Source organism: Variovorax sp. EBFNA2 (genome assembly GCF_033802765.1).
In the GTDB taxonomy this organism is placed as follows: Bacteria; Pseudomonadota; Gammaproteobacteria; order Burkholderiales; family Burkholderiaceae_C; genus Variovorax; species Variovorax paradoxus_H.
Window position 1 is genome coordinate 328378 of the sequence record NZ_CP138497.1, and the last position, 20165, is coordinate 348542.

Annotated in this window: 15 protein-coding genes and 1 pseudogene; 5 read left to right on the top strand and 11 right to left on the bottom strand. The window is 64.7% G+C overall.

From position 1 onward, the window contains the following. Positions 1-406 precede the first annotated feature (406 nt). The 6 genes from RZE79_RS31885 to RZE79_RS31910 form a co-directional block, all read right to left on the bottom strand. Positions 407-1783: a sigma-54-dependent transcriptional regulator gene (locus tag RZE79_RS31885; protein WP_373696598.1), complete on the bottom strand. Its 1377-nt coding sequence runs from the start codon at positions 1781-1783 to the stop codon at positions 407-409. Further along, positions 1776-3827 carry an ATP-binding protein gene (locus RZE79_RS31890; protein ID WP_319362375.1) on the bottom strand — a complete coding sequence of 684 codons (2052 nt, stop codon included), beginning with the start codon at positions 3825-3827 and terminating at the stop codon, positions 1776-1778. The genes RZE79_RS31885 and RZE79_RS31890 overlap by 8 nt, the downstream gene beginning before the upstream one ends. Positions 3828-3967: 140 nt before the next feature. Next, complete coding sequence (locus RZE79_RS31895; protein WP_319362243.1) at positions 3968-4957, bottom strand: tripartite tricarboxylate transporter substrate-binding protein; 990 nt, start codon at positions 4955-4957, stop codon at positions 3968-3970. Positions 4958-5038: 81 nt separating this feature from the next. Continuing rightward, complete coding sequence (locus RZE79_RS31900; protein WP_319362244.1) at positions 5039-7327, bottom strand: DUF6351 family protein; 2289 nt, start codon at positions 7325-7327, stop codon at positions 5039-5041. Positions 7328-7913: 586 nt separating this feature from the next. Beyond that, positions 7914-8372 (bottom strand): AAC(3)-I family aminoglycoside N-acetyltransferase, encoded by a 459-nt coding sequence (locus RZE79_RS31905; RefSeq protein WP_373696599.1) that lies wholly within the window; start codon positions 8370-8372, stop codon positions 7914-7916. A gap of 58 nt (positions 8373-8430) precedes the next feature. Next, complete coding sequence (locus RZE79_RS31910; RefSeq protein WP_319362246.1) at positions 8431-9258, bottom strand: Crp/Fnr family transcriptional regulator; 828 nt, start codon at positions 9256-9258, stop codon at positions 8431-8433. Between RZE79_RS31910 and RZE79_RS31915 the strand changes: the two genes are divergently transcribed. Then, positions 9257-11593, top strand: a complete 2337-nt coding sequence (locus RZE79_RS31915; protein ID WP_319362247.1) for a DUF6351 family protein — start codon at positions 9257-9259, stop codon at positions 11591-11593. The two genes, RZE79_RS31910 and RZE79_RS31915, sit on opposite strands and share 2 nt — an antisense overlap. 332 nt (positions 11594-11925) lie before the next feature. On the opposite strand, the gene RZE79_RS31920 is transcribed toward RZE79_RS31915, so the two are convergent. The 4 genes from RZE79_RS31920 to RZE79_RS31935 all read right to left on the bottom strand — a co-directional run bounded on the left by RZE79_RS31920 (position 11926) and on the right by RZE79_RS31935 (position 15888). Continuing rightward, a complete protein-coding gene (locus RZE79_RS31920; protein ID WP_319362248.1) occupies positions 11926-12156 on the bottom strand; it encodes a hypothetical protein in 231 nt (76 codons plus the stop codon). A 662-nt stretch (positions 12157-12818) separates the two neighbouring features. Continuing rightward, entirely contained in the window at positions 12819-13307 is a 489-nt protein-coding gene (locus RZE79_RS31925; protein ID WP_319362249.1) for a hypothetical protein, read from the bottom strand. A gap of 727 nt (positions 13308-14034) precedes the next feature. Next, positions 14035-14910: an alpha/beta hydrolase gene (locus RZE79_RS31930; protein WP_319362250.1), complete on the bottom strand. Its 876-nt coding sequence runs from the start codon at positions 14908-14910 to the stop codon at positions 14035-14037. 3 nt (positions 14911-14913) lie between these two features. Continuing rightward, complete coding sequence (locus tag RZE79_RS31935) at positions 14914-15888, bottom strand: tripartite tricarboxylate transporter substrate binding protein (RefSeq protein WP_319362251.1); 975 nt, start codon at positions 15886-15888, stop codon at positions 14914-14916. Between the two features lie 133 nt (positions 15889-16021). Here RZE79_RS31935 and RZE79_RS31940 point away from each other — a divergent pair, with 133 nt between their 5' ends. Both RZE79_RS31940 and RZE79_RS31945 read left to right on the top strand, forming a co-directional pair. After that, the gene (locus RZE79_RS31940; protein ID WP_319362252.1) at positions 16022-16975 is read left to right on the top strand and encodes a LysR family transcriptional regulator; all 954 of its coding nucleotides are present in this window, start codon (positions 16022-16024) and stop codon (positions 16973-16975) included. A 215-nt stretch (positions 16976-17190) separates the two neighbouring features. Continuing rightward, a pseudogene (locus RZE79_RS31945) lies at positions 17191-17316 on the top strand (acyl-CoA dehydrogenase); the annotation flags it as partial. Positions 17317-17433: 117 nt separating this feature from the next. Here the strand turns inward: RZE79_RS31945 and RZE79_RS31950 are convergent. Next, complete coding sequence (locus RZE79_RS31950) at positions 17434-17949, bottom strand: MarR family winged helix-turn-helix transcriptional regulator (RefSeq protein ID WP_319362253.1); 516 nt, start codon at positions 17947-17949, stop codon at positions 17434-17436. Between the two features lie 270 nt (positions 17950-18219). On the opposite strand from RZE79_RS31950, the gene gtdA reads away from it, so the two are divergent. Both gtdA and RZE79_RS31960 read left to right on the top strand, forming a co-directional pair. Continuing rightward, a complete protein-coding gene (gene gtdA / locus RZE79_RS31955; RefSeq protein ID WP_319362254.1) occupies positions 18220-19251 on the top strand; it encodes a gentisate 1,2-dioxygenase in 1032 nt (343 codons plus the stop codon). A gap of 37 nt (positions 19252-19288) precedes the next feature. Then, positions 19289-20164 carry a fumarylacetoacetate hydrolase family protein gene (locus RZE79_RS31960; RefSeq protein WP_319362255.1) on the top strand — a complete coding sequence of 292 codons (876 nt, stop codon included), beginning with the start codon at positions 19289-19291 and terminating at the stop codon, positions 20162-20164. Position 20165: the final 1 nt, after the last annotated feature.

Sequence of the window (20165 nt, forward strand, 5' to 3'; positions counted from 1 at the left end):
TCATTGCCTGCCACTTGCGACTCTACGCCCCTGAACGCTTGTGCTGCGGCTCTCTGGTACAGGCCAGCGCAGGAACCCGCATCAGGCTCGCGAGAACAGGGAAAGCCTGCGGAACGAGCCTCGGGCCTAGATCCTGAGTCGCAGTTTCTCGGATCTTCCGTCTAAGACGTGTACCATCCAAAACCATACCCTGCTCGTTCTTGAGTCAGATGTGGCGATATTGAGTGTCATCAGACGCGGGGCCCCGCCCGATCAGATATCCATCCGCGAGATTGCAAGGCCCGCAGGCGTGCCTCGCGACACTGTCAAGAAGTACCTGCGAGCGGGCGAAGTAATGCTGCGTTACATCAAGCGGTGAACTCGAGCCCTTGCAGGCAAGCTTTCGACCGGATCCGCAGTCGAGCATTCAGGCGCTGCGCAATGCGCGCCTGGCCCCCGCATCGTCCACCGGCGCATCGAGCGGGCCGAGGCGCCGCATCTTGTCGTACAGCGTCTTGCGCGGCACGCCCAGCCGCTCGGCCGCTGCCGCGGCGCTGCCGCCGCAAGCCTCGAGCGCCTCGTGGATCAGGTAGCGCTCGAATTGGGCCATTTGCTCATCGAGCGTGCGCGAGCCCCGGGCGGTGCTGAGGATGCCGCCATCCCCATCCCAGAGGCCGAGCACGAAGCGGTCGGCGATGTTGCGCAACTCACGCACGTTGCCCGGCCATGCGTGCGCCATCAACTCCTGCAGGTGACGCGGCGTGACCACCGGCAGCTCCCGTTCGTGGCGCAGCGCCGCCTGCATTGCGAAGTGAGTGAACAGCAGCGGGATGTCCTCGCGGCGCTCGCGCAGCGGCGGCAGCTGCAGCACCACCACGCTCAGGCGGTAGTAGAGGTCGTCACGGAAGGTCCTGGCGCGCGCGGCCTCCAGCAGGTCGGCCTTGGTGGCGGCGACCACGCGGCTGTCCATCGGGCGCAGTTCGTTGGAGCCCAGGCGCTCGTACTGGCGCTCCTGCAGCGTGCGCAGCATCTTCACCTGCAGGTTCATCGGCATGGTCTCGATCTCGTCCAGAAAGAGCGTGCCACCGCGCGCATGCTCGATCTTGCCGATGCGCCGCTTGGCCGCGCCGGTGAAGGCGCCGGCCTCGTGACCGAACATCTCGCTCTCGAAAAGCGCCTCGGGCATGCCGCCGCAGTTGATGGCCGCGAAGTGGCCCTCGCGCCGCCTCCCGTGGTCGTGCAGGCAGCGCGCCACCAGTTCCTTGCCGGTGCCGGTCTCCCCGAGGATCAACACATCGGCATCGGTCGTGGCCACGTCCAGCACCAGCCGGCGCAGGCGCTGCATGGCCGACGAACGGCCGATGAGCTTGGCCTCGATCGCCTCGTAGCTCGCGAGCTTGCGGCGCAGGAGGTCCACCTCCAGGCTCAGCGCCCGTTTCTCGAGCGCGCGCTCGACCACTTCGCTGAGCTGCTCGGGCGAGAAGGGTTTCTCGATGAAATCGTAGGCGCCCAGGCGCATCGCCTGCACCGCCATCGTGATGTCGCCGTGCCCGGTCACCAGGATCACCGGCAGCGTCGGGTCGATCTTCAGCGCACGCGCCAGAAGCGCCAGCCCGTCCATGCCCGGCAGCTTCACGTCGGTGACCAGCACGCCGCCAAAGCCGGGCACCACGCGCGGCATCACCTGCTCGGCCGAGCCGAAGCCCGAGACGCGCAGGCCTGCCAGCTGCAGCGCCTGGGTACTGCCCATGCGCACCGCGGGGTCGTCCTCGACGAACAGCACTTCGAGTTCTTCTTCAGCCATGGGTGTCTGCTCCGCGCACTCCGTGGCGCAATGTGACGATGAATGCCGCGCCGCCGAGCTCGCTGTGGCCGGCGCGCAGGAGTCCGCCGAAGTCGCGCACGATGCCCGAGGAAATCGCCAGGCCCAGGCCGAGGCCCAGACCCTGCTCCTTGGTGGTGAAGAAGGGCTCGAACAGGCGCGGCATCACCTCGAGGGGGATGCCGTTGCCGTTGTCGTGTACTTCCACGATCGCGCCCTCGCGCGTGCTGCGCGCGACGATGCGCACGCGCCGCAGGCTCGCTGCGCCGGCCGCAGTGGCGTCGAAGGCGTTGGCCAGCAGGTTGACCAGCACCTGCTCCAGCCGATTGCCCTCGCACAGCGCGTACACGTGCGGCTCGATGGCTTGTTCCAGCTGGATGTGCTCCTGGCGGATTCGCTGGTCCAGGAGGAAAAGCGCATCGGCGATGACGTCGGCCAGCGCAACCGAACGCATCGCCACCGCCGAGCGCCGCGCGAATTTCTTCAGCTGCGCGGTGATCTCCCCCATGCGGTCGGTCAGCTGGCAGATGGTGCGCAGGTTCAGGTCGACCTGCGAGGCCTGCCCGCGTTCCAGGTACACCACCGCGTTGGCCGAGAGCGTGCGCAGCGCCGCCAGCGGCTGGTTGAGTTCGTGCGTGATGCCCGCGGACATCTGGCCCAGCACGGCCATCTTGCCGGTCTGCACGAGGTCGTCCAGCGTGGTCTTGAGGATCTCCTCGGCGCGCTTGCGCTCCGCGATCTCGGTCTGCAGGTGCAGGTTGGCCTCGCTCAGCGCCTCGGTGCGCAGCTGCACCTTGTTCTCGAGCTCGTCGTAGGCGCCTTGCAGCGCCTCGCGCGCGGCCAGCCGCTGGTGCACGATGCGCCGTCGCTGCTGGAAGTACAGCACCAGCAGTGTGAGAAAGACAAGCGCGAACACCGTGGCCACCGCGCTTGTACGCGCCAGCGCATGCACCGGCTTCATGTCCGACAGCATGATGAGCTTCCAGTCGGTACCGTCCACCGGGCGGCTGTCCAGCAGGTAGTCCGGGCCGAAGGCGTCGCGACCCGGCGCGCGGCCCGCTTCCCCGCGGCTGAGCTGCACCACGACGCCGGCGCCGCCCGACAGCGGCCTGTCTTCGCGCATGTCGATGGGTGTGAGCGACCCTGCCTCGGTGTACTGACGCGTCTGCGCGAGCTGCTGCAGCGTTTCGCTGGAAAGCGGGCGCAGCGCGCGGAACTTCCAGCCCGCGTCCGACGAGAGGAACACCACGCCGTTGCCGTCCACCGCGAGCACCTTATCGGCCGATTGCGACCAGGTGGCGTCGAGTTTGTCCAGGTTGACCTTCACCGTCGCCACGCCGAGCTGGCGGTCGCCGTCGGGAATGCCGAACGAGAAGTAGTACCCCGGCTCGCGGCTCACCGTGCCGATGCCGTAGAACCGCCCCGGCACGCCGCGCAACGCGTCCTGGAAGTAGGGGCGGTACGAGAAGTTCATGTCCACGAAGCTGCCCTGCTGGTTCCAGTTGCTCGCGGCCAGCGTGAGGCCCTTGGCGTCCATCACGTAGATGGCCGAGGCCTGGGCGTGCGAATTGACGGTCTCCAGGTAGACGTTGGCGCTGAACTGCAGGCTGCTGTCGCCGGGGCTGCGCAGCAGGTCGAGCACGTCGGGGCTCAGCGACAGCACCTGCGGCAGGTATTCGTAGCGGCTCAATTCGCTGCGCAGGCTGGTCGAATAGATGTCGAGGCGGTGCAGCGTGCCCTGCTGCAGCGAGCGGATGCCGGCGCGCTCGCCCACGAGGTACGCGAGTGCTCCGCCCGCGCCGATCAGGCAGAGCCAGACGCCGGCGGCTGTCCAGCGGCGCCAGCGCGCGGCCGGCGGCGCACCGGTGGAAGAGCCGGTGGACGCGCCGGGAACGGCCGATGCATGGCCGCTGGCGGGAAAGCGCGCCAGCACGGCCTTGTCGCGCACGTCTGCCGGCGATCCGGCAAAGCCGGGCCGGTACGGCGCGGAGAGCTTCAGCATGGCACGGCCTGCCGCAAGGAGCATGGACACGGGAACGGGAAGCGGAAGTCCGCCGGTCTGCGATGAAAGGCCACGATCGTAGTCAGGCCCACCTGCCTCGCCGAGACGGAATTACCCTCGTTGCCGGCCCCATCCCCGCCCATGCGCCGCACCATGGCAGCGCGTCAGTCGGCGTACACGCCGGCCGCCTTGATGACCGGGCCGAAGCGCGCGACCTCGGCCTGCACGAACTTCTTGTGCTCGGCCGGCTCGACGCGCCCGTCGGCCACGACGACCGCGCCCAGGCCTTCTTCCTTCTTGACGAACTCCGGGTCCTTCAGCGCGACCTTCAGCGCATCGTTGATCTTCTTGAGCACCGGCGCGGGCGTGCCCTTGGGTGCGTAGAGGCCGTGCCAGATCGTCACCTGGAAATTCTTCAGGCCCGACTCGTCCAGCGTGGGCAGGTCCTTGAGTGCGGGGGTGGACAGGCGCTTGAGCGTGGTCACGGCATAGGGCTTGACCTTTCTGGCCTCGATCTGCCCGGTGGTGTTGGTCGTCTGGTCGCACAAGAGGTCGATCTGCCCGCCCAGGAGGTCGGCGATGGCCGGCGCAGTGCCCTTGTAGGGCACGGTGGTCATCTCGGCCTTGAGTTCGCTTTGCAGCAGCAGGCCGCACAGGTGCGAGGCCGAGCCGATGCCCGCGTTGCCCAGGTTGGTCTTGCCCGCGTTCTTCGCGACCCACTCGCGCAGTTCCCTGAAGTTGGTGGCTTCGAGTTGCGGCTTGCCGATGACGGTCATCGGCACGTCGTTGATCATGCCCAGGTACTCGAAGTCGGTTTCATAGTTGTAGGGAAGCTTGCGGTAGAGCACCGGCGTGGTCGCCATGCCCACATGGGTGAGCAGCAGCGTGTACCCGTCGGCCTTCGCGCGCGCCACCTTGGCGTTGCCGATGGTGCTGCCTGCGCCGGCCGCGTTGTCGATCACGATGCTGGTGCCGTCCAGGGGCTTTCTCATCGCCTCGGCGAGGTCACGCGCGACGCGGTCGGTGGGGCCACCGGCTGCGAAGGGCACGACGATGGTGATCGGCTTGCCTGCGGGAAAGTCCTGCGCGTGCAGGCCCAGCGAGGCCGTGGAAAGGACGGCGGCAGACGCGATGAGGGCCAGGGGATTCTTCATGGATGCTTTCAAGGGTCACTCCGGGATGCAAAAAAAGGGGCGGGGACGGGAGCGGGAGGGCACGCCTTCCCCGCGCAGGGCTTACATGAAGCTGGACACCAGCTTCTTCGTGATGTCGAACAGCAGGTTCACCGGCGACGGGCCGAACGACAGCCAGGTGCCCGCGAGCGGCTGCTGGCCGACGCCGGGCTTGGTCCAGTCGCACACGCCCTCGGGAAAGGCTGCGCTCAGGCGTGCCCACTGCACCGGGCTGAAGATCACGCGGTAGTCCGAAGGATTGAGCGGTTTGAGCTGGCACTTGGCGATGTCGTCGCTCAGCGGGCCGCCTGCGGCCATTCGCGGTGTGGTGCCCGCAGGGTAGAAGGTGTTGCACGCGCCGGAGCCGAAGGCGGTCTGCTCCTCGGTGTACTTCAGGCCCGCGTTCCAGCACGCATCGCGCAGGTCGGCCGGGCGGTTGGCGGCGATCTTCTGCGCCTGGGTGCGGTCGGACGTGTCCGCCTTCGCGGCGGTGAGCCACTTGACCATCTCGTCGTACGCAGCCGGGGTGCCGCCACCCATGGTCCACATCACGTGGTTGTCGATGTTGCCGTTGGCGCGGCGCAGGCGCTCGCGCATCGAGAACGAATGGATCTTGGTGTGGATGTCGCCGCCGGCGTTGCCGTCGTTGTAGTCGCGCAGGTCGATGATGGCTGTGGACGCGAGGCCGCCTCCGCCGCTCACGATGCGGCCCGACTGGTAGGCGCGGCGCAGCGCCTGATCGTCGCCTACGGTGCGCGTGGCGGTGCGCTTCATGTCTCGGTCCACGCCGCCCACGCGCTCGTTCAGGTCGAGGAACTTGTCGATGCTGAGCTTGCCTTCGTTGAGCGCGTTCAGGCCGTACTGGATGCCCACGTTGTCGATCGGGCGCAGTGCGAAGCCCTCGGCCTCGGTCTTGCCGTAGACGTTCACCGTGTGGTCGAACACCGTGGCGCGCGCGCCGGTGGGATTGGTGAGCGCGTTGTAGCGCTTGTCGAGCGGCACGCCCGCAGGGAACGACACGGTGGGATCGAGCCGGCCCGCGCTGTTGCTCATGTTGGGAATGTTGCCGATCTGCAGGTAGCCCGAGATGGCCTGCTTCTCGGCTGTCGTGTAGGCGAGCGCCGTGGTGGCCGGGTCGTTGAAGTAGTTGTTGAGCACGCGCGAATCGTGCAGCTTGAAGATGGTCGAGGAGGTCACGTCGGCGAACACCTGACTCACCACCACCCCGTCGAACAGGCCCGGGTAGTTGTCGCTCGTCTGGTGGCTCTGGTAGGAGCCGCCCGAGCCGCCGGTGCCGATGGTGTGGGCGGGCAGGCCGTAGTTTTCGATGAAGCGCTCCTTCACCATGGCGATGGTCTCCGAGGAGAGCTGGTCGTTGCAGTTGGTGCCGAAGACATTGAGGGTGGAGGTCGTCACCGCGAAGCCGCGGCTCTGGTAGACCGGGTTGATGAGCGTGGCGAAGTCACTGCCCTGCTGGAACCAACCGCCCTGGCAGCCACCGCCCAGCGGGTAGAGCAGCGTGCCGTTCCAGTTGGCCGGGGGCGTGGTGGGCGAGGGCGGCGGCTCGTTGAGCACGTCGTGCAGGATCGCCGACTGGTACAGGCCGCGGTTGATGGTGCCGCTCTCCAGCCGCACCACGTAGGGCACCTGCTTGCCGTTGATCGCGAGGTAGGCGATGTTGGCCGGATAGGCGGTGATCGACTCGGGCACGAAGCGCGTGTTGGCGCCGCCCGTGGTGCGGTAGTAGTAGTCCACGCGCGTCTGCACCGAGCACTTGCCGTCGTCCAGCGACTTGAGCACCTGCCCACCCATGCGCGTGAAGGTGGCGTAGCCGCAGACGAAGGGCTCTTCGTGCGGGCCGGAGATGACCGGACCGGTGACCGGCCAGGCGGTGAGCGCGAGCTTGGTGCTGTAGTCGCCGTACCTGGCGACCAGTTCGTTGGCGCCTTCCTTCAGGCCCGTGACCTTGCCCAGCAGGCGACCGGTTGCGGGGTTGCGCGCGAAGGCGGCGGTGACGTCGCGGCCGTCGACCGTCACGGCGAGGCTGTCCGCCGGCTGCTCCTTGATCAGTTCGAGCTCGACCAGCGCGTCCTCGCCCGTCACGAGCTGCGGCGCGGACGACACAACGCTGACCTTGAGCGTGGCGGCGGGCGGCATGCCTGGACCGGGATCGGGATTGCCGGGGGTGTCAGGGTTGCCCGGCGTGCCGGGACCGCCCGCGACGGGCGGGATGAAGCCGACGCCTGCGCCCCCTCCGCTGCCGCCGCCGCAGGCGGTGAGGATCAATGCGGCCAGCAGCGTGCCGACCCGGGCGGGGCTGATGCGAAAGCGTGTCGCGTTCTGGATTTTCATCTTTCAATGTCTCCGTTTTGTTGTGGTTGCAAGGGCAGGGGAGGGAAAACAGAAGAGGCTTCGCCGCGAGCCGAAGACGGGCATGCGGCGGCGCGACTCGGCAGGGCCGGGTCGTCGCACGGGGCGGGGCGCGTCAGCGCGGGTCGGGGAAAGAAGGCAGGCTCGCGGGCATCGGCGCCGCGCAGGCGGTGGTCGGCAGGTCGTTCATGGGTGTCTCCATCCTCGGGTGGGGGTGAACTCCAAATAGCAACCGATGTGCCATGCCTGCTGGAAACAGCAAGTGTTTGAATTCAAAGGACTTTTGAAAATAGGCTCGTGGTTTTCCCGTGCAGCGCAGGATGAAAAACCAGCCGCCGAATGCCCTTGTTGTCTGGAAAATCGCACGCGCCTTCTCGCACCGAAGGTTGTTGACACTGTGCGTTCGCTGCGCTCATGCACGGTGGATGCAGTCTCTTCATTCCGAACCACTCATGGCGCAGAGGAGAGGTCGCGCTTGCTGCACGAGGACCACGATTTCCGCGGTGGCTTCGCGGGCGCTCCTTGATGGGCCGATGGCACCAGGCATCTGGAGGGCCTTCGAGGACAATCAAGTGCCCGGTGTCGGCCGCACCGGGAAGTCGAAATGCAGCACCTCTTCGCGCGCGCCGAGCTTTGCGTACAGCGCGACCGCGGGCTCGTCGGGTGGGTCTGCCTGGACGAAAATCACCCAGGCCCCGCGCCTGGCGCCGATGTGCTGGAGCTCGCGGATCAACGCCGTCGCAACCCCCTTGCGCCTGTGTGCTGTCGCGACGGCCAGGTCATAGATGTAGATCTCGCTGCGCTCCTGCTCGAATTTCTTCAGCTCGTAGGCTGCGAGGCCGCCGATGACCTGCGCCCCATCTCGGGCGACCAATGCAATGAAATGGTCGCTGTCGAGCAATTGCCGAAGGTAGGCTGGTCGGGGACGGCGGGCACCGTAGGTCTCCGTGTCGCCGAAGGCTTCGCCGAAAACGGTGAGCAGCGCATTCATCAGCGGCCCGTCGTCGGCACAGAGCTGCTGAATCATGTAGCTGTCTGGAGCGGACATCATGCGCGTTGGTCGCCGCAAGCCTCTGGCGTCCCCTTCACTTGCTCAGGCTCAGTGGCTCGGAGCTTTGCTGGAAGCCGCGCAATCCTCCAAGGTCGAGGATCGCAAGTCCGCGTTTTTCGAGGCGGATGAGCCCCAGCGCCTGGAAGCGGCGCAGCGCCACGTTCACGCGCTGCCTCGATACATTGGCCAGCAGGCCGATCTCGACCTGCCCGACCTCCAGGAAATGTGGCGCGTCAGGATACAAGTCGGGATTGAACAGGCTTGCCAGGCAGTTCGCGACGCGCGCGTCGGTGTCGAGCAGGCGCTCGTGTGCGAGTGCGCCGATGAAAAGGCTCAGCCGCGCGTTCAGCAGCTCCTGCAGGTAGTGGTTGAACGGCACGCTGGTGCCGCGCAGCCATTCGAATGTGCGACGCGGCATCAGCGCCACCCGCGTGGGCCGCAGCGCGAACACGTCGTAGCGGCGCGCCTCGTGCTTGAACAGCGATCCTTCACCGAACCAGACGCCTGGTGACACGCCGGTGAGCGTGGACACGCGCCCCTCTTGCGAAGCCACCGACATCTTCGCAAAGCCGTCCACGAGCCCGATCCAGTGCTCGACGAGCTGCCCGGCCCGCGCGATGCAGGCGCCGCGCGCGAACTGCCGCTCCTGCATGCTGCCCAGTACGTGCTCGACGTCCGCCGGCGCAAGGCCCGCTGCCCATCGCGAGCGCCGCACCATGTCTTCCATGGCTGGCGCGCTCGAGAGCCGGGCGGCCTCAGGGATTACCTCTAGCGATTGGCACCTCATGTGTCGTCGCGACGACCGCAGCGTGGAACGTCCATCCTTAATCTTCCAGAACACATCACAGAAGGAGACTTCCATGCTCGCAACACCTCACCGCCCGCACAAGCGGGTTTTTCCGTGGCCCGGGATCCGGAGAAGGGCTGTCGCGGTCGGCGTCGCCATGGCCGGCGCAATGCTCGTCGCGGGTTGCGGTGGGGGCTCGGGCGGCGGGGGGTTCTCGTTCATTCCGGTCGCGAGTCCACCGCCGGCTGCGCAGACGCCGGCCGAGACGCCGGCCGTATTCCAGGTCAAGACGCTGTCTTCCGCCCCCGACATGATCAGCGGCGGCGACACGCTGATCGAGATCACTGCACCCGGGGGCGTTGCGCCCGACAAGGTGCGCGTGAGCCTCAACGGCAGTGACGTGACCGCGCAGGTGCCCGTGGTCGACAGCACCGCGCGCGTGCTGCGGGGCCTCGTCACCGGCCTCACGACCGAACCGGGCAGCACCACCGGCAGTGTCAACACGCTGGTGGTGAGCAACGTCGATGTTGCGGCGCAGCGCACCGAAGCCCGGCTGGTCAACTATCCGATCACCGGGCCGATCCTCTCGGGATCGCACATCTCGCCCTACGAATGCCGAACGATCCAGAGCGGCCTGGGCAATCCGCGCGATGCGAACTGCTCGGCCACTACGCTGGTGACGTACTACTACCGCGGCTCGGCAAGTTGCCCAGCTGGGGCGGTCGCTTGCTTCAAGCCACTGACCTATCCAACCGCTGCGCGGCCTGCAGACCTGCTGAACACGACCACCAAGGATGGCGTGACCGTGCCGTACATCGTTCGCGTCGAACGCGGCACGATCAACCGTGGGATCTATGACATCGCGATGCTGGACAACCCGCCAGTGGGCGCCGCGCTGCCGGCCAAGTTCGTTCCGGGCACGGGCTGGAACCGAAAATTGCTCGTCTACTTCAGCGGGGGAGGGGGGGCGGCTTTCAACCAGGGCACTGCAGCCACTGGTGCCGCGTCGGACGCCTTGGGTATCGGCGAGCCTGCCATTGCCCGCGGCTTCGCGTTCGTGACGTCGACAGAGCTGTGGAACAACCAGCATTCCAATCCGTACGTGCAGGGCGAGACGCTGATGATGCTCAAGGAGTATTTCATCGAGCGGGTGGGGATCCCGAAGTGGACGTCCGGCCTGGGAGCGTCGGGCGGCGGCATCCAGCAGTACCTGCTCGCGCAGCTCTTTCCGGGGCTGCTCGACGGGCTTCAGACCTTCAATGCCTTCCCCGAGACTTTCATGCCGAACGTCTACGAATGCCGGTTGGCCAACGCCGTCTTCGCGAGCGACCCCGCACGCTGGACGACCGCCAAGCAAGTGTCCGTCCAGGGCTTTACGGCGGGGACCTGCAACTCGTGGGATCTCGCGTTCGCGAGCCTGTTGATCGGTACCGACTACGCGCCGGGCTGTGCGGTCAGCGATCCGGCGAACGTCGCGCGGATTTACAACAGGCAGACCAATCCGGCAGGGGACCTGTTCTGCGGCTTCCTCGAGACGAATACCAATCTTTTCGGCAAGGACGCCAGTGGGCGTGCCCGGCGGCCGTTTGACAATGTCGGCGTCCAGTACGGCCTGAAGGCCTTGAACAGGGGCGCGATCACGACGACGGAGTTCCTGGACTTCAACCAGTTGGTCGGCGGATTCGACAGCGACGGACACGGCCTGGCTGTGCCGTCGGGCCCGGTGGCGCCGGCGCCCGCCGCTCCCCGACATGTGGCCGATCTGGATGCGGTGCGGCTTGCGTATGCCGGGGGCTTCAAGAACAGCTTCGCGAGCCCTGGGCTTTCGAACGTGCCGATTCTGGAGCAGTACGTCAATGCCAGCGGAACGGCCGACATCCATGACGCGATGCAGGGGCTGATCATTCGAGCCAGGCTGCAGCGTGCCAACGGCAGAGCGGACAACCATGTGCTGATCACATCGAGCACGGAGTCGGCCATCGCCGGCTACAACTATCTCACCACATCGCTGGACATCATGAATGACTGGCTCGACGCGATCGTCGCCGACCCGGCTGCGGCGTCGATCGCCAAGGTCGTTCGTCTGAAGCCGGCCTCGGCGACCGATGCATGCATCGACAAGGCTGGCGTGCGAATCGATGAAACACAGTCGCTCGACCCGGCAACCACGTGCAATACGATTTATCCGCGCGCCTCGACGCTGCGAATTGCCGCTGGCGAGCCCCTGGTGCAAGACGGTGTGAAGTGCGCGCTCAAGCCAGTCAAGCCATCGGACTACGCGGTGACCTTCAGCAACTCCGAACTTGCGCGTCTGAATCAGATCTTTCCAGAGGGTGTGTGCGACTGGACGCAGCCGGGCGTGAATCAGGTGCCGCTCAAGGGGACCTATTTGCGGCTGCCGCTGAACTGAGAGTCGAGGCAGCCGTTGCGAGTGGCTGCCGGGCAACTGCCTTGCTTGTCAGTCATTCGCAGGCAGACGATGGAATCGAGCGGCAGTTCGCCGTCCGTCTTCGACATCGTCGTGCGATCTGCAGGGTACTGCCGCCACCGCTGAATCGTGCTGTCGCACAGGCGGTGGATCCCAGTCCACGCAGGTAGCGATGCATCGCGATGATGTTGCATGTCCGCCGTGATGAAGCAAGCAACGATAGCGGGGTGTTCAGTTACGCCTTTGGCTGTCGCCGGTCAGGTCAGCAATGGCCAGCTCGGGGTCGCCGAAGGTGGGCAGGCGCCCAATACCCTTCAGCGTGCCCTCCAGAACTGCCACCAGCGGGCTCGCGCGGCCCTCATCGCGAGCGGCCGCATATCGAGGGTGTCGTAGTTGGTGAATGGCGCACCGGCACGCCTTCGCAACTCGGCTTCGAGTTCGTGGGCGATGCCGCGTGCATGAAACTCACCCTTGAGCGCCTTCCTGCGCCACTCGGCCGCCATTGCACCCAGCGCTTCGTCGGTCCACTCGTGACTTGTGTTCATGAGCAGGTTCTGCCGCTGCTGCTCATCTGTCTTGCCCATCTGCACAGGCGCTGTCGCGCGCAAGCCAATACTCAACACGGTACCTCTGCATCATTTCGCTTTCGTAAACGCCGTCGTGGCCAGGTGGCCGTTGAAAGGTGACAGCGGTCGGCATCGAGGCGATTCCCTGAGCAATTTTTTCTTCCCCTTGCCTCTACCAGCGCCGAACCGCTGTCGAGAGCCAGTGTGCGCGGCGCAAGTGAAGTCAGGGTGAAGTCTGTGCAGGAGTCCCGTGAAACGATACCCGTCGTCTTGGCGCGAGCCACCCTGGACAGGGCTGCCATACGTTTGCGTGCAGCAGTGTTTGCGGTTTTCTCCCTTGCCGGTCGACGGACAGGGTTGCGCGTCCTCACATAGGCCCTGTCTCGTGAAAGTATCGGTCTGACATGTCCAGCTGCGGCAGTCGGCGTCGACATCCCGAACGCAACTGCGCACGAGCCGCGTCAGCGGGACGCTCGCATGGCCGGCGAGGGCGTGGACCTTTGGTAGGGTTCATCGAGATCGTCGAGATACTTGCAGCGTCGTTGGCATTGCTGCGCAGCTCGCGCGGCGTGGCGCCCCAGCATGCTTTGACAGCATGCCAGAAGGAGTTGGGCTCGGTGTAACCCAGGTGCTCGGCAACATCAGGCAGCGGCATGCTGCCATGGGTCAGAAGAAGCAGGGCCTCGTCCATTCATGCGGCCTCCAGAACCGGACGGAAAGGCATACCGTGCTGGCTCAGGCGCCGTTGCAATGTGCGGGGGGATGCCGAGGTCGCTCGCGATGTCGTCGCACGACACATGGACAAAGCCACGCTGGGCAATGGCAGCCCTCACGGCCGCTTCGAGCGAGTCGGATACGTTCTGCGCGCGCAGCAGGCCGTCCGCTTGCGCACGGATCAACGCGAGCAACGCGGAATCGGCACCTTGAAAGGGCTGATCGAGTGCCTGGTTGTCATATTTCACGCACACGTTGCGCGCGCCCAGCGTGGCAGGGCAGCTCAGGAGTGCCGTGTGGGCCAGGCCGAGCTGCTTGTCCGGCGCAGTCAGCGCAATGTGCCTGGGCGTGACGCTTCGTGTGCTGCAACGCTTGAGAAATGCCATGTGTCCGCCAAACAGCGAGGCGATCTGCATGGGGTGCAAGGGTCGAAGGTTCGAATCCTTTCACACGACCAGTATTGACAGGGGTTAGCAGCGTAGTAGTTGCTAACCCCTTTGTCATTTTCGGCACTCGTGCCCTAGAGATGCCCTAACTTGCGGCGCTTCGATAATCTTCAGAGGCTGCCCATTGACTGGGTGCACAGCCGGTGGGCCGCGGGAGTGCATCCATCTCTCTTCCCTAGCTGAGCACGGCTTCAGGGGGTAGTCCTACCCTGACTGGCTCGCCTCATGCAAGGCGCCGACACGCAGCGCACCGCGGCACTCCGACAAGGACGACCGCACGAGCCCTGACCGCTGGCACGGGAAACAGGGGCCCTGGCTTGAGCTACGACTGCCGACGTTAATGGGGCTTCGCCCAGTGCACCGGGCTGCATATGGCCTAGATCACACCCGCGTTGCTAGCGGCCTCGAGTGCTCTGAGCGCCGACGTCGAGTTCGGCGCAGAGCGATCTGTATAAGAGGCCCTTGTGCCCCTGTCGCTGTGGAAGATCGATCTGGCCTCCTTGTGTTGGGTCAGAGATCGGCGGAATCCAACAGCGAGAAGGTGCCATTTGCTCACCGGCACCACTGCTGCTCGCAGGGCACGCCGTCATTGTTGCCGTCCATCTTCACGCCGAGGCAGTTCTTCAGTTCGTCATCATGTGGGTTGGTCCTCGTCGTTGTCGATAGGCTGAGCGGCGGACTTGTCAGGTCCGAGCGATCAGGCGGGAGCGAGACCCACCGGACCGACGCCGATCCGGTGAAGAAAACTCAGTACGATCTCGTTGAAGAGTCCTGGGTTGTCGCGGTGAACGCCATGACCCGCGTCGGGAACTTCGACTGTTTGTGCGCGAGGCATCAACGTCGCCAATGCTTCGAATATCGCGCGATGGATTGCCTCTGTCCTAGCACCGCGCAGCAAAAGGGTTGGCACTTCCAGCATGGAAAGGGCCCGACGGTCCAAGGCCGGATAGGCATGGTCCGAAAGCGCCAATGCCCGCATGGCTTGCGCATTGCGAAGTCGTCGGGCGAGACCTGCCGCGGACATTGCCTCTTGACTGCCGACTCCGTTGATTCCGCCGGTGAGTATGCCGATGGCGACTTCGGTCTGTTCGCTTGCGAACGCCGCGTCGGACGGCCGAAGGACCTCGCGCTCGAAGTGCTCGCGCGCTGTACGTCCACCAGGAACGTGGTCCGCAAACGGTAGCACGGGCGGCTCGGTCAGCACCAGCGAGCGGACCTTGTCCGGCGAGCGCAAGGCGAGTGCTAGAGCGGTGTAGGCGCCGTAGGATGTGCCGACTAGCGTCGCTGGCGCCGCGTCCCAGGCGTCGATTAAGGCGCCGAGGTCGTCGGCCTCGGAAAAGACGGAGTGATTGGCTCGATCCAACTGGTTCTGATTGGGTGAGCTGAAGCGTCGGCTATAGCTGAAACAGTGGAACTGTGGCGTGAATGCCGGCCATTGAGGGGCCCAGGATTGCCAGTCGCCCATCCCCCCGTGCACGAAGATCAGGGGGCTTCCCGATCCTGCCTCGGCGTAGTGAATGTTGATGTCGTCACGAATCTCGATGCGTCGCAGCGGCAATTCCAACAGATCCATGCCTTACTCCGGTTTGACATTGGCGAGGAGCGGTCGAAGCCGGCTCTCCTCTTGGGCTAGGAACTGGCGGAACGCGCCCGGGTCCGCGAATTCAGCCACCACGCTGCCGGATTTGAACTCGGCGTCACGGTAGGAGGCGCTCGCCATGATCTCCTTGAGAACCGCGGAGAGCCGCGCGACCACCGCGGGCGGCATGTTTGCTGGCCCCAGCAATGCGGTCCACAGGTCTGCCTCGACACCCCTGACGAGCTTGCCTTCGTTCACAGTCGGAATTGCCGAAGCCGTGGAATCGCGATGCATCGAGATGACGCCCAGCGCTTTGAGCTTGCCGTCCCGGATGAACGGCAGCGCAGAGGTCAGCGCGATGGTGCCGATCTGCACTTGTCCTGCGACGAGGTCGTTGAGCAGCGGGGCGCCTCCCTTGTAGACGACATGGTTCATTTTGAATCCACCTGCGTCGGCAAGCATTGTTCCGCCGAAGGTCTGCATCGTCGCGGTGCCTGTGGCACCTGAAAGTAGCGGATCGCGGCTCTTGCGGGCGAGTTGGATCAACTCGTCGACGTTGTTTGCACCGAACGATGGATGCGCGACAAGCACCGTAGAGTTGTTCGAGATCCTGGCGATGGGCGTAAAGTCCTTTATGGAGTAGCCGGCCTTCAACACGGGCGGTGCGACCACAAGTTCGTTCACTGTGCCAATCAGCAGGGTGTAGCCGTCGGGCTTAGCGCGCAGCACGCGCTTGCCCGCCAGTGTGCCGGACGCGCCCGCCACGTTCTCGACGATCACGCTCTGGCCCAAGCGCTTGCCCAGTTCGAGCGCGAGTCCGCGTGCCACCCGGTCCACCGCAGCACCCGCGGGATAAGGCACCACCAGCGTGACCGCTTTGTCGGGATAGGTCTGTGCGAGGGCAGGGCCGGCCAGCGCGGCGGCGATGAAAGTAGACGCGATCAGGCGTCGGTGAAGCGGGGGATGGGCCAAGGCTGTGTCTCTGGATGGGTGTTGTATTCGCCGAAGTTTGTTCCACGCGGCGATAGATTTCTAATCGATTTTTGCCATAGCCAATTGGCATTTTCGATACCATGACCGATGACACCCGCCACTCGAGAACCCGATGAACCCAACCGCCACAGTCCTGCGCAACCGGCTACTCAGCCGTGCCCGCTTGCGCCATCTGGAGGTCTTCGTCCGGGTCGCTGACCTGGGTTCAGTCAAGCGAGCTGCCGAAGCCGTCGGCATGGCGCAGCCGACGGCCACACAGGCGCTGTCCGACCTTGAGGCTTTGTTGGGTGGTGCCTTGTTCCTGCGGCATTCGAAAGGCATGACTCCAACGGCCCTGGGGCTGGCATTGCTGCCGTTGGCACGGCGTACCCTGGCCCTGGTGGACGAAGCCGCGACACAGGCTGTGGCTATCACGGGCGGTGCAAGTTCGCTTGTGCGGGTGGCGGCCATTGCCGCGGGCATCGGTAGCTTGCTCGGGAATGCATTGCCCGCGTTTGCCAGCGCACATCCCGAAGTTCTGATTCAGCTCCAGGAAGCAGATGCCCTGCGACAAGCCTCGCTGCTGGCTGACAGAGACAGCGACTGCTTCATCTGCCGGGCACCCCAGGTGCTGCCGGAAGGCTGGGAGTTCATCGCTCTGCAGCGTGACAGATTCGCCGTGGTGGCGGCGCCGGACCATCCCCTTGTGCGCAAACGGTCCGTCTCGCAGGCCGACCTGGAGGCCGCGACCTGGCTTGTGATGCCCAGCCCGGTTGCTGCGCGTGCCGCATTCGACGAGCTTTTTTCTTGCTCAGCGCAAGCGCCTCCAACCTTCAGTGTGCTGACCACGTCACCCACCATGGTGTGGGCGTTGCTGGCGAAGAAAGGCCTGCTAGCGTTGCTGCCGACCAGCGTCATCCAGCATCTGCTGGACGGAGGGCATCTCGCAGAACTGCGCTGGAGTTCGGGGCGAGAGTTTGGTGATATTGGCGTGCTCTTGCCATTGCGTGAGCGCAGTGGTGCGCTGGACTGTTTCGTGCGGTTTCTGACTTCGCACGCGAGCAGGCATGATCGTGCGCCGACGTAGTGGAAAAGCGTTTCCGACTCATTCCTCGTAGTGGTTATTGCGAAACTCTAGGACGTACAAAGGGCGCACCGCCTAGTGCGGCCAGGCGCTGGTTGCTGCTGCGCGGCGTCGCGCAGATTGGCGCGGGCTTCCTCAAAGTGCAGGCGGTAGTGGTTGAAGCCGTCGACGATGTGGTCGAGCTCGCGCACCTCGGTGCGCGGCAGTTTAGGCACGACACCGCCAAGCACATCTTCGCGATCGTGCCGTCGAAGCAGGACGGCATCCGTTACCTCGACGACTGGGACCACCTGGGCCAGCGCCTGACCGAGTCGGGCGGCGTGATCATCGAGGACGTTCGTGTCGCCGTAGTCGATGACCGCATTTTCCGCAAGCCGACATTGGCCGCGCTTGATCAAGTTCGGCGAGCTAAGGGGTGCCCGGAATCAAGGAAGTTGCGGATCGTCGTAGCCGCTAAGGCGTCAAGACTCCGTCGGGGCAATCTTCGATAGGAGATGCAACAGTTGCTTGCGCTCATCGGCTGTGAGAGCAACTGCGATTTCGGCTTCAAACGTCCTAACCAACTGTTGGTAGCGATTCAGCTCAGTCACGCCCTGCTCGGTGAGGACAAGCGCGTAGTTGCGGCGGTCGTCCATGCGCTCGCGCCGGAGCACCCCCATGCCTTCGAGGTCGTCGATAACCTTCACCACGCTCGGGCCTGCGATGTTCAGCATCGCGCCTAGCGCAGACTGGTTAATCCCAGGGTTCACGCCCACCGTGGCCAAAGCGCTAAGCCGAGCAGGCGACATGGGGGGAACAAGGTACTTCGCAAACGCGCCGTCGCTGCGCACCAGGGCGCGGCGAAGTGCGTAGCCAACCGAGTCTTCCAAGAGGTATTTGCCCATCACAAGTGCCGCTTGCTTTCGGCTCGCCGTAGGGGCGGGCGAAAGCACTTTCGGGGCTTTGCTTTTCACATTGGGAACAGAAGCTTCGCTCATAGGGAACTGTAGTCCTTCGGCCGGAACGCCTGCAAGCAGTGTAACGCAAAACAGCAAACGATTAGCGTAACGAACGATTAGCTAAGCGAATATAGTTTCCTGCGAGCTTCCCCTCCGAATTTGCGAGCCTCGCGCTGTCACGGCCGAGGCCGAACGTCCTGCCGTGCTAGGGGAAAGCACCGATCGATTCGCCCAGAAAGCGCATTGACCCGAATGCCTTAGCCTCCTACATTGTTAGCTAAGCTAACGATTAGCCAACTGAGGCAAAAAATGACATCTTCGTCGCAGCTTTCCGAACGCGAGTCCTACTACAGCGAGCTCGGCAACCATAGCTTGGCTCCTCTTTGGGCCTCGCTTGCCCGGCTCGTGCCGCCGTCTCCCCAGCCAAGTGCGCAGGCATTCGCCTGGAAGTACGCTGAGATCCGACAACACCTCCTGACGGCTGGCAATCTGATCACGGCGGAAGAAGCAGAGCGTCGAGTTCTGGTCCTGGAGAACCCAAGCCTCTCGGGCCAGTCCCGCATCACTGACACGTTGTATGCGGGTCTGCAGCTGATCCTTCCGGGCGAGGTCGCGCCTGCCCACCGGCATGTTCAATCGGCGCTGCGCTTTGCTATCGAGGGCGAAGGCGCCTACACCGCCGTCAACGGAGAGCGGGTGTCGATGTCGCCGGGCGACTTCATCATCACACCCGCATGGACATGGCACGACCACGGTAGCGAGTCCAGTGGTCCCGTCGTCTGGCTCGATGGCCTGGACGTTCCGTTCATCGACTTCTTGAAGGCCGGTTTTCGCGAACAGTACGAGCACGCGTCCCAGATTGCGCACAGAAGCGAAGGCGAAGCCCGCCTGCGTTTTGGCAGCGGCATGCTTCGGCCTTCCGACAAGCCCACCAACAGCTCGCCGCTGTTCAAGTACCCGTACGACCAAACCAAGGCGGCCTTGGCACTGATCTCGAAGACGGAAGAGATCGATGCCCACCGAGGCTTCGAGATCCGCTACATCAACCCGACCACCGGTGGTGACGCGCTGCCCACGATCTCCGCAGGCATGCGACTCCTGCCGGACGGCTTCAAGACGTCGCCCTACCGCTCGACCGATGGCAGCGTCATCGTCCTGGTCGAAGGCAGCCTCCGGGCGACCGTAGCAGACAAGGAAATCACCTTGTCGCCGAAGGACGTCTTGGCTATCCCCGCGTGGGCCTCCGTGACGCTGGAGGCCTCGGGCGAAACCGTCCTCTTCAACTTCTCCGATGCCCCGGTGCATCAGAAGCTGGGCCTCTGGCGCGAAGAGCGAAGCTGATTCCCTCCGCATATCCCTACCAAGCAAGAGATTCCAAATGAAAATTTGCCGCTTCAACAACGACCGCGTCGGTATCGTCGACGGGGATGGCGTCATCGATGTCACCGACTTGTTCGATCGCCAGCAGGCTTGGCCGGTGCCTCCGGGCGACACGATCATTCGCCAGATCGACGGCCTGAAGGACAAGCTCAGGGCTGCCCTCGCGAGCGATCAAGCACGTACCCCCTTGTCTTCGGTCCGACTGGAGAGCCCGGTCGCGAATCCGTCCAAGATTGTCGGCGCACCAATCAACTACAAGGCGCACATTGAGGAAGCCAACGCGGATTCCGAAATCAGCCACGGGCATGTCTACACCTCCCTGGACCAGTACGGCCTCTTCCTCAAGGCGAACACCTCGCTGATCGGCGTTGCCGACGAGGTCGAGATTCGATTCGCGGACCGTCGTACCGACCACGAGGTTGAACTCGCCGTCGTCATTGGCCGCGAGGCGCGGATGGTGACCAAGGAAGAAGCGCTCGACTACGTCTTGGGTTACGCCGTCGGCCTGGACATGACGGTGCGAGGAAAGGAATTTCCCACTTTCCGCAAGTCGGTCGACACGTACTGTGTGCTCGGGCCCTGGATCATCACGACCGACGAAGTGGCGGATCCGAACGCGCTGGAGCTGACTCTCACGGTGAACGGGAAGGCGCGTCAAGGCTCCAACACCAGCAAGCTGATCTTCAACGTACAGCGCCTCATCGAGTACGCCTCGTCCTTCTACACGCTCTACCCCGGCGATGTGATCATGACCGGCACGCCGGATGGCGTCGGGCCGGTCGAGCCTGGAGACGTCATGGATGCGGAAGTGGAAGGCGTCGCCAAGATCCAGGTGCGCGTCGCGCCCGGCTACGCAACGGCCGATCGGAGCTGAT